The sequence below is a fragment of the Methylophilus sp. OH31 genome (genome assembly GCF_000576615.1).
Classification (GTDB): domain Bacteria; phylum Pseudomonadota; class Gammaproteobacteria; order Burkholderiales; family Methylophilaceae; genus Methylophilus.
This window is the reverse complement of sequence record NZ_BAUS01000002.1, coordinates 627,183-641,363: the sequence shown is the minus strand read 5'-3', so window position 1 is coordinate 641,363 and position 14,181 is coordinate 627,183. Positions and strand designations below refer to the sequence as shown.

The window sequence follows — 14,181 nt, the reverse complement described above, 5'->3', positions numbered from 1 at the left end:
ATCGCGATGATCAGATGATTTAAACCGTCTGATGATTTAAAATGACTCGCTTAAATGTTTACCTATCCCCTACTCACTCCCGCCGAACAAGCCAGTTTGCCTACACTGGTTGCCGAGCCTGATCCCATCCAAGCCAAGTTTGAGGATAGCACGCATCAGCTGTTTTATTGCCAAACGACGGATGGCGAAATGGTGCTGAAAGTGTGTCATGAAGCGACCATTAGAAGCTCTCACTTCTGGCTAGGTGCAAACCATTTATTTGCAGCCAACTTCCCTGACAGCCTGGGCGATATCCATCTAACGCATCATTTTTTGCAGAAAAACGGTGCACTGACAGTGCCTGGTTTTGTCGCCGCCAATGCTCAACGATTTGTGCTTACCCGTTTTTTAGCCGGCAAGGATTTAGATGCTGAACTTATTGCTGATGCTTGGGTAATACAGTTAGCCGAGCATATTGTAAAACTGCATCAATGCACTTACACCAGCTGGGGCCAGCTGCATGCGCCACAGTTGCCTGCCATTGAATGGTCCGGCCGCTTGCACCAAACAATTACTTTTCTGGCCAAACAACAAGGCACGTTGATTGATAAAACGTTATTGGCTGAAGTATTAACCAACGCAGAAAATATCCGCGAAACCGAATTCGTGCCGATGATGCTGGATTTACGTTGGGATCAATTCCGTTCAGGCACCAATGATTTGGCTTTGATTGATCTGGATGCATTTTTCATCGCACCGCGTGCGCTGGATCTAGTGCTGCTTGAATATGTATTAACACCCACGCAATTGGCTTTATTCAAACAGCACTATATTCAAACACACAACTGGCCCGAGCATGGAGCATACAAACCCTGCTATCAGTTGCTGTTGTTTTTGATGAATATATTAGGTGAGACTGATTTGGCAAAATGGATGCAGCAAATATAAACGCTGCATTCCGCTCACCGTCATGATGAGTTGTTTAAGCCTTTTGTTGCCGGTAAAGCTTCACCCAGCTGATAAAGCCGACAATCGCCAGAATCGTATTCAACACAAATAAAACGGCTGTGGCGTAATAACCTGTTTGCACATACAAGAGCGTGGCAGCGCCATCAATCACCGCCCAATATAGCCAGTTTTCCAATACTTTCCTGGCGATCAGCCAGGTGTTCATCACAGAAAAAACCGTCGTATAAGCATCTAACATCGGACTCTGCGATTGTCCGTTTTTTTGCAAATAGGCACTGACCAAAGCACTGACCACAACACCTACTGCAATAAAACCAACATGCCAAAGCCATGGCCAACGGCTGATCTGTAATGTATCAGTTTTAGCACCGTGTTTATGCCATGCCCAAAAGCCATAAATCGCCATGCCAATATAGTAAAAATTCAGCAGCGCTTGCATGGGAAGCTGACCTTCCCAAAACAGCATGGTGTATACCAGCGTGCTGAAGAAGGCAAACAGCCAACACCATTGTGACTCTTTTGCCGCCAGCAAAATATAGGCCACGCCCATCAAGGCCGCGGCGATTTCCCAATTGGACATTTGTTGAAATGCAGTCAGGATGGGCTGGAAATTATCTTGGTTCATGATCGATAAACACGCAAGAGATTAATGAGACGGTCTTATACATCAACCACATCGGCCCTGTCTGTACCAATAAACTTCATCACAAATACACTGTGCGGCAGCGCATTGAACACTGCTTCCATCTCTGCATCCAGGCAATCCATCACGTCACGGTATTCACCAAATACTTGGGTCGCCAGGCTATTGCGCTTCACCACAAGATTTTTATTCGCTTCGAGCTTGTTAATAAACTCCAAAATAGGTTCTACATAACCTTCGGTTAAGGGATACAAACTAATATCGACTGAAATACGCATATAAACTCCAAAATCCTTAAACTAAAAGAGGGCAATCACTGCCCTCGTAATTTAATAATCGTAACTCACAGTAACCCCAGCTACGCGAGGCTCGGCATACTGCACATATTTTTCTTGCGTATAGCCATTTGCTGGATTGTTACCAAAGAAAAAGCCACGTGTTGCATAATCTTTATCCAGTAAATTCCTAGCCCAAACATTCATTTTCCAATGCTTATTGTATTTAAATTCAGCACTGGCATTGACTAAAGCATACCCACTGGATCTTGCATTGTTGCTATCAGAGAAATAGAAACCATCTTTTCCTTCTACATTAGTGCGAATTGTCCAATCGTTGCTCGGGTACATTTCAGCACCTACACTAAAGGTATAATTCGGCGCCTGAGCAACGTCCCTACCGTCATAATTGACAGCCTGGCCAGTCAGATTATTGACAAAGCGACGCTTATCAAAAGTAGCATCTAATAACCCAAGCGAAGCAAGCAAACGTATTTGATCCGTTACAAACCAATCAAGCCCAAATTCTGCGCCTTTATGAGTTGCGCTAGAGGCATTATCGACATAATCAACAAATTGTTGGAGACTGTACTCATATGAGTTTTTTACTTGAGCGTTGCGTCTATCTGTGTAAAAAACTGCAACTGTAGTATTCAGGCGACTATCAAACCAACTGGATTTAATGCCAGCTTCAAGTGTCACATTATATTCAGCATCAAAAATGCGCTGATTTAAGGTTAGCCTGCCATCGTTATTCACACCACCGGACTTATAACCTCTCGACAAAGACGTATAAAGCAATTGATTCTTATTAAGTTGATAATTTAAACCTAACTTACCACCAAAGAGCGTTTCGTTTTTATTCAGGCGTAAAGCATTTGTATCATCATATCTAGCCTTGAAGTACTCAATTCGGCCGCCTGTAATCAAGGTAAGACGATCTGTTAAATGGGTATCCAATTGACCATACAAAGCACTATTTTGGGTGTCATAATCTCCTCTTCTTCTTGTCGCACCAAAAACACCGAAATCTGAGTTCTGCTTAAAAGCTTCGTCTTGATCTATGAAAAATAAACCGATGGTCCAGTCGGTCGTATCACTAAAAATACGTCCAGCCTTGTCAGAGAGCACACGCAAGTCTAATGAGTAGTTTTCGCGTTTGCGATCAAAACGCTCAAATCCAATATACGGTCCTAACAAAGGATCAAATTGCCCATCAAATCCCCAATCCGCATCATAGCTATAGACGATATCACTTTTAAGATAAGTCGCCTCACTTTGCACTATCACTGCATCAGACGCCTGCCAATTCGTTTTGATTGCGAAGGCATTGGTCAGTTGTTTATCTTTACCAGGATGATCAGCCAAACTATTCCGGCTATTATCCAAAGTAAATCCGTCATATCCATTATTAATATCCAAATGGATATAGCTTAAATCAATCGTTAAATCCTCAGTTGCAAGCAATTTCAACTTTCCGCGAAAGGTGAGCTCATCCTGATTTTGTGTATTGTCACGATTCAAATAATCGTTATCAACGTAACCATCTGATTTATGGGAATAGATAGAAGCACGCCCTAATAACTTGTCTTCAACAATCGTCCCGCCTACTGCTGCACCAAAATTGCGAGTGTTGTATTCAGCAAAACCAGTTTCAGCATGCATTTGGAAATCTTTGGTAGGCTCTTTACTACGCATATTAATCGTACCAGCTAAGCCATTAGTGCCAAACTTTGTGCCTTGTGGCCCACGTAAAATTTCAACGGTATCAATATCGAACAGGGTTGCTGCACCACCTGTCCGACTAAAATCGATGCCATCAATCACCAAACCTACCGATGGATTTAACGGTGCACTGTATTGACTACGTTGACCCATGCCACGTATTTGGAAAAACTGCCCACGAGAAGCACCACTGGTGAAATTCACGTTAGGTGCAATATTTAACACCTCTTCCAGATGTTGAGCTCCGCGCGCCTCAATCGTCTCATTATCGATCTCAGTCAAGCTAACTGCAGTGGATTGAGCTTTTTTTGGACGAAAATCCGCGCTGACCACAACTTCCGAGAGTTCAACAGCTTTATTGTCATCTTCTACGCCCAACGCAGGCATAGCCAGTAACAGCCCGATGAGGGGTAATGGTTTTGTAATCGGTTTCAAGGTAATCCTTTCTATCAAGATACATAAAAAGGACAGGGGGAGAGTGACAATGACGTGAGTAGGTTTGTTGATGAAACAACAAACCAAAAACATTTGCGTTGTAGAGGCTCTGCCTGTCCCTACGCCAGCATTATCTGGGTCAGGTTCATTGGGTTTCTCACTTGCGCGAGATCTCAGGCGGTAGCCACCCCAAGGCGTTTTGATTTTTCAATCAGGGTGAGATTGTATTTTAATATCAACAACTTGGCTAGAGAGCGATGTTGAATGACGTTTGGATTTAAAGCACAATTTGCAAAGTTTAATGATTACAGCTTTAAATCTCAGTGTTCTAAAAACAAAAAACCCTGCAATGCAGGGTTTTTTATTGAATACTGGCTACAACAAATCAATTAGAAATGTTTGTAGTGTTTTTTCAATTGTTTAACCACTTCCCACTGGGATTTCAGGCCTTTTGGAAACTCAACATAGTCACCAGCCTTGATCGTTACAGTGTCGCCACCTTGTGGAGTCACTTTGAATTCGCCTTCTAATACGTAAGCTTTTTCAGTCGCTGTGAAATCCAAAGGGAATTTAGATGGTGCGCAATCCCATGTGTTCCAGCTTTTTACGCCCAGTTCTTTCAGCTTCTCTTCTGATGGGTTATGGTCGATGATGATTTGAGTCATGACGATTCCTTAAATTGAGTAATTAAAACCTGCAAATAGAAATGCCGCAAAAACTGCGGCATGACATGTCTGGCGGAAGAGGTGAGATTCGAACTCACGGAGGGCGTGAACCCTCGACAGTTTTCAAGACTGTAGCATTAAACCGCTCTGCCACTCTTCCGGAAAGTCGGCATTATAGCAAACAATCAGTCATCTGGAAGCGTTATTCCAGGAAAAAGTACATCATTAAAGCCAAATTTTGTCAGATCACGGATACGCATGGGGTAAAGTATGCCAAACAAGTGGTCACACTCATGCTGGACGACACGCGCATGAAAGCCGCTCACGGTACGGTCAATCACGTTGCCTTGCGGATCAAAGCCGCGATAATGCAGATGCTGGTAACGTGGTACCACACCGCGCATGCCGGGGACAGACAGGCAGCCTTCCCAGCCCTCTTCTTCAGTTTGGTCGACCGGGGTCAATTCAGGATTAATCAGAATAGTGAACGGGACTTCTTCCGCATCCGGATAACGCGGATTCGCGCCGACGCCAAACATCACCACCTGCAAGCTGATGCCAATTTGTGGTGCGGCGATGCCTGCCCCATTCATCTGCGCCATGGTGTCGTGCATGTCCTGAATCAGCGCATGCAACTCAGGCGTATCAAACTGGGTGACTTTATCTGCGACGCGATATAACAGTGGCTCGCCCATACGCAATACCGGTTTCACCGCCATCGTTGTCTCCTCCCCTACGCTATCGAACAGTCGTTATCAGCCAAATAATGCGCAATCACTGTGCGTACTTTATCCATGGTTTGCTGCAACAACGGCATCACTTGCTCAAACTGGATAGACTGCGCACTATCACCACGGCCAGCGGCAAAGTTTGCCACCGGACAAATGGCAGCATAAGCCAAGCCAAGTTCGCGCGCCAATACTGCCTCTGGCATACCGGTCATGCCAACAATGGTGGCACCATCGTGCTCGTAGCGGTTGATCTCAGCTGCCGTTTCCAGGCGCGGGCCTTGTACGCACGCATAGACACCGCCATCCACCACGCTGTAGCCAACGTCTGTCGCTGCTTGCAGGCAGCGCTCGCGCATGGCCTGTGAATACGGCTGGGTAAAGTCGATATGGCGCACAGGCAGCTCAATGCCATCGTGATAAGTGTTACTGCGGCCGTAGGTATAATCCAGAATCTGGTTCGGCAACACAATATCACCCGGGATCAGGTTGCGGGCGATGCCACCGACGGTAGCGACCGCCAGCAAGTTGCGCACGCCGACAGAATGCAGCGCCCAGATATTCGCCCGGTAATTCACCGCATGCGGTGGAATGGTATGACCGCCACCATGACGCGCCAGAAACACCACTTCTTTGCCATTTATCTCGCCAAACACCAATGGCTGTGAAGGTTCGCCATACGGTGTACGTACGATCAAGCGTTTCGAAATATTTAAATTATCCAGCGCGGTCAATCCGGTACCGCCAATAATGCCTAACATCCTGTCATCCCCAACTTTGATTTCTCTTTAGACTTGTTCATCTGCAAGGCGTAAGCGTATCACGGATTTATGGCATACTTAAGCCATGCAAGCCTTTTCCAAGCCAGCCGAGCCATCTCCCAGCCTGACGCTGGCGCAAACGCACTATGAAAACTTCCCGGTTGCCTCCCTGCTGTTACCCGCCCATTTGCGTCATGCAGTCACGGTGATTTACCAGTTCGCGCGTGAAGCGGATGATATTGCTGATGAAGGCGATGCGACTGAAGCGTCACGGCTGCAAGCATTGCAAGCGTATGAAGACGAGTTATTGCTGATCCAGGCCTATATCAAGCCAGCTAAGCCCTTATTTATCGCCTTGCAGCAAGTGGTTAACACCCACAAACTGGACGTGCAATGTTTGCTAGACCTGATAGATGCTTTTAAACAGGACGTGGTTAAAACCCGCTATGCCAATGTTGATGAGGTGCTGGACTACTGCCGCCGCTCGGCCAACCCGGTAGGCCGCTTGATGTTGCAACTATATGGCAGCGATACGCCGCAACACCGGCTGTGGTCTGACCAGATTTGCAGCGCCTTGCAACTGATTAATTTTTATCAGGACATCGCACCAGATCTGCAAAAACACGGTGCGGTTGGGCGCATTTACCTGAGTCTGGACGAGATGCAGGCCGCAGGCATCAGTGAGCAGGATTTACGTCAACAGCGTGTGGATGCGCCCTGGCAAGCTTTTTTCATGCACAATGTGATGCGCGCAGAAACCATGCTGCTAGCCGGTAAATCACTAGGTCGCGCCTTGCCAGGCCGCATCGGTTTTGAGTTGCGCATGATGATTGCAGGTGGCGAACGTATCCTACATAAATTAAAATCCTGCCGTGGCGATATCTATCATCATCGCCCGACCCTGAAAGCCTATGACTGGCCACTGATTTTGCTGAAAGCCCTGTTTAAACAATGACACCGCAACAATATTGCCAACAAAAAACCCGTGAAAGTGGCTCCAGTTTCACGCTGAGTTTTATGTTCTTACCTAAAGACAGGCGCGAGGCCATGACCGCGCTGTATGCGTTCTGTCGCGAAGTGGATGATGTGGTGGATGAATGCACCGATTACCAGATCGCGCAAACAAAACTCGCCTGGTGGAAACAGGAAATCCATAGACTGTTTCATGAAACCCCGCAGCACCCGGTCACCCAGGCCTTAAAACCGGTGGTCAATACTTTTCATTTGCAAGAAGCGCATTTCGTTGAAATCATCGACGGCATGCAAATGGACACACAATACAACCGCTACGCCGACTTTGAGCAACTGGCCTTGTATTGCTACCGGGTTGCCAGCGTGGTCGGGCTGCTTTCTGCACAAATTTTTGGCTACAAAGACCAGGCGACGCTGGAATATGCGCATGACCTTGGCATGGCGTTTCAACTGACCAATATCATTCGCGATGTCGGTGAAGACGCCCGACGCGGCCGTATTTATATTCCTCTCGATGAACTGGAACGTGCGGGTGTGACTGAAGATCAGTTACTCAACAGTCAAGCTTCGCCACAAACACAGGCGTTGCTGCTTAAGCAAATTGAACGCGCGGAAATGTTCTATGACAAAGCGCTGAGCCAACTCCCCAAGGCTGATACCAAACCGCAATTGCCGGGACTCATGATGGCCGCTATTTACCGCGCGCTGTTGCAGGAAATTAAACCTGAGCCCAACCTGGTGCTGACGCATAAAGTGGTGCTGCCTCCCTTCAGAAAGCTCAAACTGGCGCTGGGCGCATGGTTTAACTATCGCAAAGCATGATCGCTACCGCGTCTACTCACCGTAAAATTGCGATCATCGGTGCCGGGCTGGCTGGCGTGTCTGCAGCGCTCAGGCTGTTGCAACATGGCCACCAAGTGTGCGTGTTTGAAGCCGCACCACAAGCAGGCGGCCGGGCACGTGGTGTCCCCCATGACGCCACCACCTTGGATAACGGCCAACACCTGTGTATAGGCGCATATCGCGCTACGCTGACCTTGCTGCAAGAGGCCCACATAGAGGCAGAACAAGTGTTTATGCGCCTGCCACTGGCCCTGCATATGCACAATGGTGCCCAACGCATGTCATTGGTCACACCCACGTGGCTACCCGCACCACTTCATTTGTTGTGGGGTTTGCTGACCGCACAAGGCCTGGACTGGCATAGCAAGTGGCGCGCGATCTGCTGGATGCAGCAACTCAAGCAACAGGCATTTGCACTGCCTCATGATTGCACCGTTGCCGCCTTGTTGACTGAAGGTCAGCAAACATCTATCGCGATTAGCACTTTGTGGGAACCTCTCTGTTTGGCGGCGCTGAATACACCGATTACCCTGGCCAGCGCCCAAACTTTTCTCAATGTACTACGCGATAGCTTCCAACACCGCCGTCAGGACAGCGACTTGCTGGTGGTGAAAAGCGATTTATCCACTGCATTGATACAACCATTGCTACAGCGGATTAAAACATTAGGTGGTGATGTCAGGCTACGCACCCCTGTCACCGCGATACAGTCCAAGGAAGACAGCTGTGAAGTATCGACAGCGACAGGCACAGAAACATTCGACAATGTGATTATTGCAGCAGGCCCGCATCAACTCAAAACCATCGTCGGTGAACTGCCATCCAGCCCGGCATTCGACTATCAGCCAATTACCACGGTTTACCTGCAATACGGCGCCGAGACGCGCTTGCCTTACCCCATCATGGGTTTATGCCATGGCCTGGCACAATGGGTATTTGACCGCGGACAATGTTGCGATCAGCCAGGATTACTCGCTGTAGTCATCAGCGCGCATCCCCCACTCATCACCGATAAAGCCGCCTTGGTGAAGCAATGTATTGATGAAATCAACCAGGCGCTATCTGCCTATCAGATGTCACTGCCTACGCAACCTCAGTGGTCGCAAATCATCACCGAAAAGCGCGCCACTTTTAGCTGTACACCAGACTTGCCACGCCCGGCGACACGCACCTCTAATTCGCAAATATTTCTGGCCGGTGACTATATCGCCGGGCCCTACCCTGCTACCATTGAGGGCGCGGTCACCAGCGGCTTCACGGCCGCGCAGGCGATCATAAGCGGCGTATAACCGTTAACCTGCCGAATCTTTGCACACGACCGCGAGGTGATTATTCGCTGGCCGGTAAATACCATCCCCACTATCAGGAAAACTCTCTTTAAAAGACAATTGTTTGTCCACCTCATAACCCTGTGAACACAGTGCACCCGCCTTGGACTGGCACTGCTCCCATGTCGTATTGAACTCGCTACACGTCAATGTATAGCCCATCTTGCCTTGTTGCGTCGTATATTGGTGAGGAGTCACGCTGGCACATGCAGAGACGATCAGTGGTAAAAGAAAAATGATTTTTTTCATTATTTTTGCTCCTGATGCATTTTTTATTAAGTGTCATCTTATTGTCACACCCATGTGATAATTGACACCCAGTTTGGGCAAGCACTTGTTGCGAATAGTTGCATGAAGTTTTTGTGACTAAATGGCCGCGCAGTGGCGCAAAACATGGATAGCTTTCCCCTGTATCGAAGTCGCTACAAATTGCTACAAAACCCCACCCGTTTGTAACTGACAATCCCGCCCCCGTTTTTTATACTGCATGCATCGTTCATCGCAGAAAGGCAATCACCGTGAAATACGCCACCGTGATGACCACAGGTTTGCTCGTCAATATATCGATTTTTGCATCAGCTACGCCATCTACAGAAAGCTATGCTGAATTGATGGATAACAAACAACGCATTATTAAACAACTGGCTAAGCAGGTGGAATGTGTCAGATTAGCCAGTGATGACCAGGCGCTACGCGCATGCCAGGCGACATTAACGCGTGTAGAAGTAAGTGTGATGGATAAAACGGCGAAGAATGCCCAAAAGTTAAAAACTGACAATCCGAAACAAACTGAGTTTTTTTAATGATTTAGCCTAAATACAGGCTCACAACCGCTTCCCTGTGGCTGTCCTCCCTCTTCTGGGCAGCCTCACTCTCTGGCAACGATTGCATTCCCGGCAGTCGTTGCCATTTTTTTATGCGCGCAGCACGTCTATCGCTTGCTCTAACCGGTCCACCGCATCAATATGCAAACCGGCCACACCGCCTTTGGGGGCATTGGCTTTGGGGATAATCGCATGTGTGAAGCCCAGTTTGGCCGCTTCTTTCAAGCGCTCCTGGCCGCGCTGTACTGGCCGCACTTCTCCAGCCAAACCAACCTCACCAAATACAATCAGCTTATTGGCCAGTGGTTTGTTTTTCAATGACGACACAATAGCCAGCAACACGGCCAAATCAACCGCAGGCTCACTGATTTTGACGCCGCCGACAGCGTTGATAAATACATCCTGGTCGAAACAGGCCACACCTGCGTGCCTATGTAATACCGCCAGCAGCATAGCCAGGCGGTTTTGCTCAAGGCCGACACACAGGCGTTTGGGATTAGGTGCATGTGCGGTATCTACCAGCGCCTGAATTTCAACCAGCAAAGGACGCGTGCCTTCTTGGGTAACGGTAATGCAGGAGCCAGGCACTGGCGACTCATGATGCGATAAAAACAGGGCCGAAGGATTGCTGACCTCGCGTAAACCTTTTTCAGTCATGGCAAATACGCCCAACTCATTCACGGCGCCGAACCGGTTTTTAAAGGCGCGGATCAAGCGGAAACTTGAATTCTGGTCACCTTCGAAGTAAAGCACGCTATCGACGATATGCTCCAGCACGCGCGGCCCAGCGAGAGAACCTTCCTTGGTGACATGGCCCACCAGGATCATGCTGATGCCCAGTTGCTTGGCAATGCGCGTGAGTTGCGCACTGCATTCACGCACTTGTGCCACAGACCCCGGGGCCGACTGCAAGGCCTCAGAATACACGGTTTGAATTGAATCGATCACGACTACATCTGGCTTGTGCTGTTGCAGCACCTGGCTGATTTTTTCCAGGTTGATCTCGGCCAGCACATCTACCTGGCTAGCATCCAGCCCTAGGCGTTGTGCACGCATGGCAATCTGCTGCGCAGACTCTTCACCGCTGATATAAAAAGACTTCAGGCTTTGCGACACCTTGCATACAGTTTGCAGCAACAGCGTCGATTTACCAATCCCGGGGTCGCCACCAATCAGCACCACACCGCCTGCCACCAAACCGCCGCCCAATACACGATCAAATTCGGCGATACCTGTCGCCTGCCGCGATACATCCTGCGCTTCGACCTCAGCCAGTTTCTGCAACTGTGCGGTGGGCGCCAGGCTGGCAAAACGGCTTTGCGTCGCCGTTTCGGGCACTGTTTCTACCAGCGTATTCCAGGCATTGCAGCTCGGGCATTGCCCTTGCCATTTAGGCTCAGACGCACCACATTCGGTGCAGGTATATTGTGTTTTTGCTTTAGCCATGAATTTTAAAAGGCACCCTGGCCGTGACGGCACATAACAATTCGTAGCCTATGGTACCGCTGGCATGCGCAACCGCATCTACCGGCACTTGCTCGCCCCACAGCTCGACCGTACTGCCGATGGCAGCCTGTGGAATATCGGTAATATCGGCTGCCAGCATATCCATGGAGACCCGCCCCAATGTGCGGGTTAAATGACCGGCTACGGCAATGGGCGTGCCCGTAGGCGCATGCCGTGGATAACCGTCCGCATAACCACAAGCCACAATGCCCACGCGCGTAGGTTTGTCTGCGGTAAACAGGCTGCCATACCCCACGCTCTCACCCGCGGCAATTTCCTGTACGGCAATCAAGCCTGACTGCAATGTCATTACCGGTTTCAAGCCAAGGCTGCTGGCTGATTTTTCAGCCACAGGCGTCGCGCCATATAGCATGATGCCAGGGCGCACCCAGTCGGCATGCGTATGTGACTGCTGCACAATCGCAGCAGAATTGGCCAGCGAGCGTGCATAGGAGGCTGGCATCACCTGCGCCACAACTTGCATGGCAGCACCCGTGCCATCGGCCACATCTGCGTTGGCGAAATGGGTCATCAATATCAGTTCACGCACATTCACTGAACTGGCCAACTGCTGTAATGCGTGACCGTACTCATGCGGCTGAAAGCCCAAACGGTGCATACCACTATCCAGCTTCAGGTAAACCCGCAGCGGAATATTGGGGGCACTCTCCAGCACCCACGCCAACTGGGCTTGATGGGAGACCACCGTATCCAGATGATAGCGGTCAACCAGTGCCATTTCGTCAGCCGAGAATACGCCTTCCAGCAATAGAATCGGGTGCTGGTAACCAGCATCGCGCAAGGCAATCGCCTCACTGATGTTGAGTACGGCAAAGGCATCTGTTTCCTTCAGTCCACGCGCGGCATTGAGCAGGCCGTGGCCATAGGCATTGGCCTTGACGACGGAAATGACTTTGGATTGCGGCGCATAGCGCCGGACTTGCGCCAGGTTATGCGCCAGCGCAGCTTCTGAAATATGAGCAATAATAGGACGCATATATAATGCCAGCCAGATTAATACTCGTCAGGCATATACGCGGCGTTGGCGTAATCCATAAAGCGTGTATGCGCGCCCATAAAGGTCAGGCGCACGCGGCCAATCGGGCCGTTACGCTGTTTGGCGATAATGATTTCGGCCGTGCCTTTTTCAGCACTGTCCGGGTTGTAGTACTCATCCCGGTACACGAACATGATCAAGTCGGCATCCTGTTCAATCGCGCCAGATTCGCGCAAGTCACTCATCACCGGACGCTTGTCCGGACGCTGGTCCACACTGCGGTTTAACTGCGAAATCGCAATTAATGGCACGTTTAATTCTTTAGCCAAGGCTTTAAGCGAGCGCGAGATTTCTGAAATTTCTGTCGCCCGGTTTTCACCCTGGCGGCCAGCTGGTGAACTCATCAACTGCAAATAGTCGATGACGATCAGGCCTAGCTCACCAGTCTGCCTATGCAAACGACGCGCACGGGCGCGCACGTCAAAGCTGCTTAAACCAGCACCTTCATCGATATAAATCGGCGCTTCGTTGAGTTTGCCCAGGGCTGTGGTCAGTTTTTCCCAGTCCTCGTCTTCGAGGTTACCGTTACGCATCTTATGCTGGTCCAGGCGACCGATCGAACCAATCATACGTGTGGTCAGCTGCGTGGCGCCCATCTCCATGGAGAAAATGGCCACGGCTTTATTGGTCTCCAGCGCCACGTTTTCGGCAATGTTAATCGCAAACGCCGTTTTACCCATGGACGGACGACCGGCAATAATCACCATATCCCCGCCTTGCAGGCCAGAGGTCATGGAATCAAGGTCGCTAAAGCCGGTCGGGATACCCGTCACATCAGAATGATTTTCACGTGAATACAGGTAGTCAATACGGTCTGCCACTTGCGGCAACAACACTTGCATGCCCAAAAAGCCCTGGCTCTTGCGGTTACCACCTTCAGCAATCTGGAAAATCTTGGCTTCGGCTTCGTCCAGCAATTGCTGTGCATTACGGCCATTCGGCAGATAAGCGCTTTCGGCAATATCGGTGCCGACAGTGACCAGTTGGCGCATGACAAAACGTTCATGCACGATTTCCGCATAGCGGCGAATATTGGCCGCGGTCGGCGTATTTTGTGCCAGCGCGCCCAGATAAGCGACACCACCCACGGTAGTCAATTCATTGCTGTTTTCCAGCGACTCAGCCACCGTCACAATATCAGCAGGCTGGTTGCGCTCAATCAAGCGCGCAATATGCTCATAAATCAGCTTGTGGTCGTGCTGATAGAAGTCCTGCGGGGCCAGGATATCGGCGATCTTGTCCAGCGCTTCATTGTCGAGCAACAGCCCGCCCAAGACCGATTGCTCAGCTTCGATGGAATGTGGAGGGAGTTTTAAGAATTCGAGTTGTTCATCAGCCATCTGGTGATTATACCGAAAAGCAGTCTGGCTTTTTGAGCTTTCAGGACAGATGAAAGATTAAAATACTTTAGCCACAGAGATCTCAGAGGACGCAGAGAAAAATCTCATACACTATACTTGTAAGTTATCGA

At 49.4% G+C, this 14,181-nt stretch carries 15 protein-coding genes, 1 tRNA gene and 1 riboswitch; of the genes, 5 read left to right on the top strand and 11 right to left on the bottom strand.

Annotated features, from left to right (window positions below):
• Positions 1-54: 54 nt before the first annotated feature.
• Positions 55-927 carry a hypothetical protein gene (locus OH31_RS04895; RefSeq protein ID WP_024929848.1) on the top strand — a complete coding sequence of 291 codons (873 nt, stop codon included), beginning with the start codon at positions 55-57 and terminating at the stop codon, positions 925-927.
• A 34-nt stretch (positions 928-961) separates the two neighbouring features.
• On the opposite strand, the gene pnuC is transcribed toward OH31_RS04895, so the two are convergent.
• From pnuC to OH31_RS04855, 7 genes are all read right to left on the bottom strand, one after another.
• Positions 962-1,573 carry a nicotinamide riboside transporter PnuC gene (gene pnuC, locus OH31_RS04890; RefSeq protein WP_024929847.1) on the bottom strand — a complete coding sequence of 204 codons (612 nt, stop codon included), beginning with the start codon at positions 1,571-1,573 and terminating at the stop codon, positions 962-964.
• 35 nt (positions 1,574-1,608) lie between these two features.
• Positions 1,609-1,869, bottom strand: a complete 261-nt coding sequence (locus OH31_RS04885) for a YkoF family thiamine/hydroxymethylpyrimidine-binding protein (RefSeq protein ID WP_024929846.1) — start codon at positions 1,867-1,869, stop codon at positions 1,609-1,611.
• Between the two features lie 51 nt (positions 1,870-1,920).
• Entirely contained in the window at positions 1,921-4,026 is a 2,106-nt protein-coding gene (locus tag OH31_RS04880) for a TonB-dependent receptor (RefSeq protein WP_024929845.1), read from the bottom strand.
• Between the two features lie 98 nt (positions 4,027-4,124).
• Positions 4,125-4,228, bottom strand: a riboswitch (TPP riboswitch).
• Between the two features lie 187 nt (positions 4,229-4,415).
• Entirely contained in the window at positions 4,416-4,691 is a 276-nt protein-coding gene (locus tag OH31_RS04870; protein WP_019881932.1) for a cupin domain-containing protein, read from the bottom strand.
• Between the two features lie 70 nt (positions 4,692-4,761).
• Positions 4,762-4,851: transfer RNA gene (locus OH31_RS04865), tRNA-Ser, on the bottom strand.
• Between the two features lie 25 nt (positions 4,852-4,876).
• The gene (def, locus tag OH31_RS04860; protein ID WP_024929844.1) at positions 4,877-5,410 is read right to left on the bottom strand and encodes a peptide deformylase; all 534 of its coding nucleotides are present in this window, start codon (positions 5,408-5,410) and stop codon (positions 4,877-4,879) included.
• A gap of 14 nt (positions 5,411-5,424) precedes the next feature.
• Positions 5,425-6,180: an S-methyl-5'-thioinosine phosphorylase gene (locus OH31_RS04855; protein ID WP_024929843.1), complete on the bottom strand. Its 756-nt coding sequence runs from the start codon at positions 6,178-6,180 to the stop codon at positions 5,425-5,427.
• Positions 6,181-6,265: 85 nt separating this feature from the next.
• Here OH31_RS04855 and hpnC point away from each other — a divergent pair, with 85 nt between their 5' ends.
• From hpnC to hpnE, 3 genes are read left to right on the top strand one after another with little or no spacing between them, the layout of a single operon-like run.
• Positions 6,266-7,135: a squalene synthase HpnC gene (gene hpnC / locus OH31_RS04850; RefSeq protein WP_036298665.1), complete on the top strand. Its 870-nt coding sequence runs from the start codon at positions 6,266-6,268 to the stop codon at positions 7,133-7,135.
• Complete coding sequence (gene hpnD / locus OH31_RS04845; protein WP_024929841.1) at positions 7,132-7,974, top strand: presqualene diphosphate synthase HpnD; 843 nt, start codon at positions 7,132-7,134, stop codon at positions 7,972-7,974. The genes hpnC and hpnD overlap by 4 nt, the downstream gene beginning before the upstream one ends.
• Positions 7,971-9,284 (top strand): hydroxysqualene dehydroxylase HpnE, encoded by a 1,314-nt coding sequence (gene hpnE, locus OH31_RS04840; protein WP_024929840.1) that lies wholly within the window; start codon positions 7,971-7,973, stop codon positions 9,282-9,284. Before hpnD ends, hpnE begins: the two co-directional genes overlap by 4 nt.
• A gap of 3 nt (positions 9,285-9,287) precedes the next feature.
• Here hpnE and OH31_RS04835 read toward each other — a convergent pair whose 3' ends face one another.
• The gene (locus OH31_RS04835; protein ID WP_019881925.1) at positions 9,288-9,572 is read right to left on the bottom strand and encodes a hypothetical protein; all 285 of its coding nucleotides are present in this window, start codon (positions 9,570-9,572) and stop codon (positions 9,288-9,290) included.
• A 269-nt stretch (positions 9,573-9,841) separates the two neighbouring features.
• On the opposite strand from OH31_RS04835, the gene OH31_RS04830 reads away from it, so the two are divergent.
• Positions 9,842-10,126: a hypothetical protein gene (locus OH31_RS04830; RefSeq protein WP_024929839.1), complete on the top strand. Its 285-nt coding sequence runs from the start codon at positions 9,842-9,844 to the stop codon at positions 10,124-10,126.
• A 111-nt stretch (positions 10,127-10,237) separates the two neighbouring features.
• Here the strand turns inward: OH31_RS04830 and radA are convergent, their stop codons facing one another.
• Genes radA through dnaB form a run of 3 tightly spaced genes read right to left on the bottom strand, consistent with a single transcriptional unit; the run spans position 10,238 to position 14,050 of the window.
• Entirely contained in the window at positions 10,238-11,593 is a 1,356-nt protein-coding gene (gene radA / locus OH31_RS04825; protein WP_024929838.1) for a DNA repair protein RadA, read from the bottom strand.
• A complete protein-coding gene (gene alr, locus OH31_RS04820; RefSeq protein ID WP_024929837.1) occupies positions 11,586-12,650 on the bottom strand; it encodes an alanine racemase in 1,065 nt (354 codons plus the stop codon). The genes radA and alr overlap by 8 nt, the downstream gene beginning before the upstream one ends.
• A gap of 17 nt (positions 12,651-12,667) precedes the next feature.
• Positions 12,668-14,050 (bottom strand): replicative DNA helicase, encoded by a 1,383-nt coding sequence (gene dnaB / locus OH31_RS04815; protein WP_019881921.1) that lies wholly within the window; start codon positions 14,048-14,050, stop codon positions 12,668-12,670.
• Positions 14,051-14,181 lie beyond the last annotated feature (131 nt).

Excerpts from the sequence above, each read along its gene's own strand:
- dnaB (WP_019881921.1), bottom strand. The coding sequence starts at position 14,050 with ATGGCTGATGAACAACTCGAATTCTTAAAACTCCCTCCACATTCCATC.
- radA (WP_024929838.1), bottom strand. The coding sequence starts at position 11,593 with ATGGCTAAAGCAAAAACACAATATACCTGCACCGAATGTGGTGCGTCT.
- pnuC (WP_024929847.1), bottom strand. The coding sequence starts at position 1,573 with ATGAACCAAGATAATTTCCAGCCCATCCTGACTGCATTTCAACAAATG.
- OH31_RS04870 (WP_019881932.1), bottom strand. The coding sequence starts at position 4,691 with ATGACTCAAATCATCATCGACCATAACCCATCAGAAGAGAAGCTGAAA.
- OH31_RS04895 (WP_024929848.1), top strand. The coding sequence starts at position 55 with ATGTTTACCTATCCCCTACTCACTCCCGCCGAACAAGCCAGTTTGCCT.
- hpnE (WP_024929840.1), top strand. The coding sequence starts at position 7,971 with ATGATCGCTACCGCGTCTACTCACCGTAAAATTGCGATCATCGGTGCC.
- hpnD (WP_024929841.1), top strand. The coding sequence starts at position 7,132 with ATGACACCGCAACAATATTGCCAACAAAAAACCCGTGAAAGTGGCTCC.
- alr (WP_024929837.1), bottom strand. The coding sequence starts at position 12,650 with ATGCGTCCTATTATTGCTCATATTTCAGAAGCTGCGCTGGCGCATAAC.
- def (WP_024929844.1), bottom strand. The coding sequence starts at position 5,410 with ATGGCGGTGAAACCGGTATTGCGTATGGGCGAGCCACTGTTATATCGC.
- OH31_RS04855 (WP_024929843.1), bottom strand. The coding sequence starts at position 6,180 with ATGTTAGGCATTATTGGCGGTACCGGATTGACCGCGCTGGATAATTTA.
- hpnC (WP_036298665.1), top strand. The coding sequence starts at position 6,266 with ATGCAAGCCTTTTCCAAGCCAGCCGAGCCATCTCCCAGCCTGACGCTG.
- OH31_RS04885 (WP_024929846.1), bottom strand. The coding sequence starts at position 1,869 with ATGCGTATTTCAGTCGATATTAGTTTGTATCCCTTAACCGAAGGTTAT.
- OH31_RS04835 (WP_019881925.1), bottom strand. The coding sequence starts at position 9,572 with ATGAAAAAAATCATTTTTCTTTTACCACTGATCGTCTCTGCATGTGCC.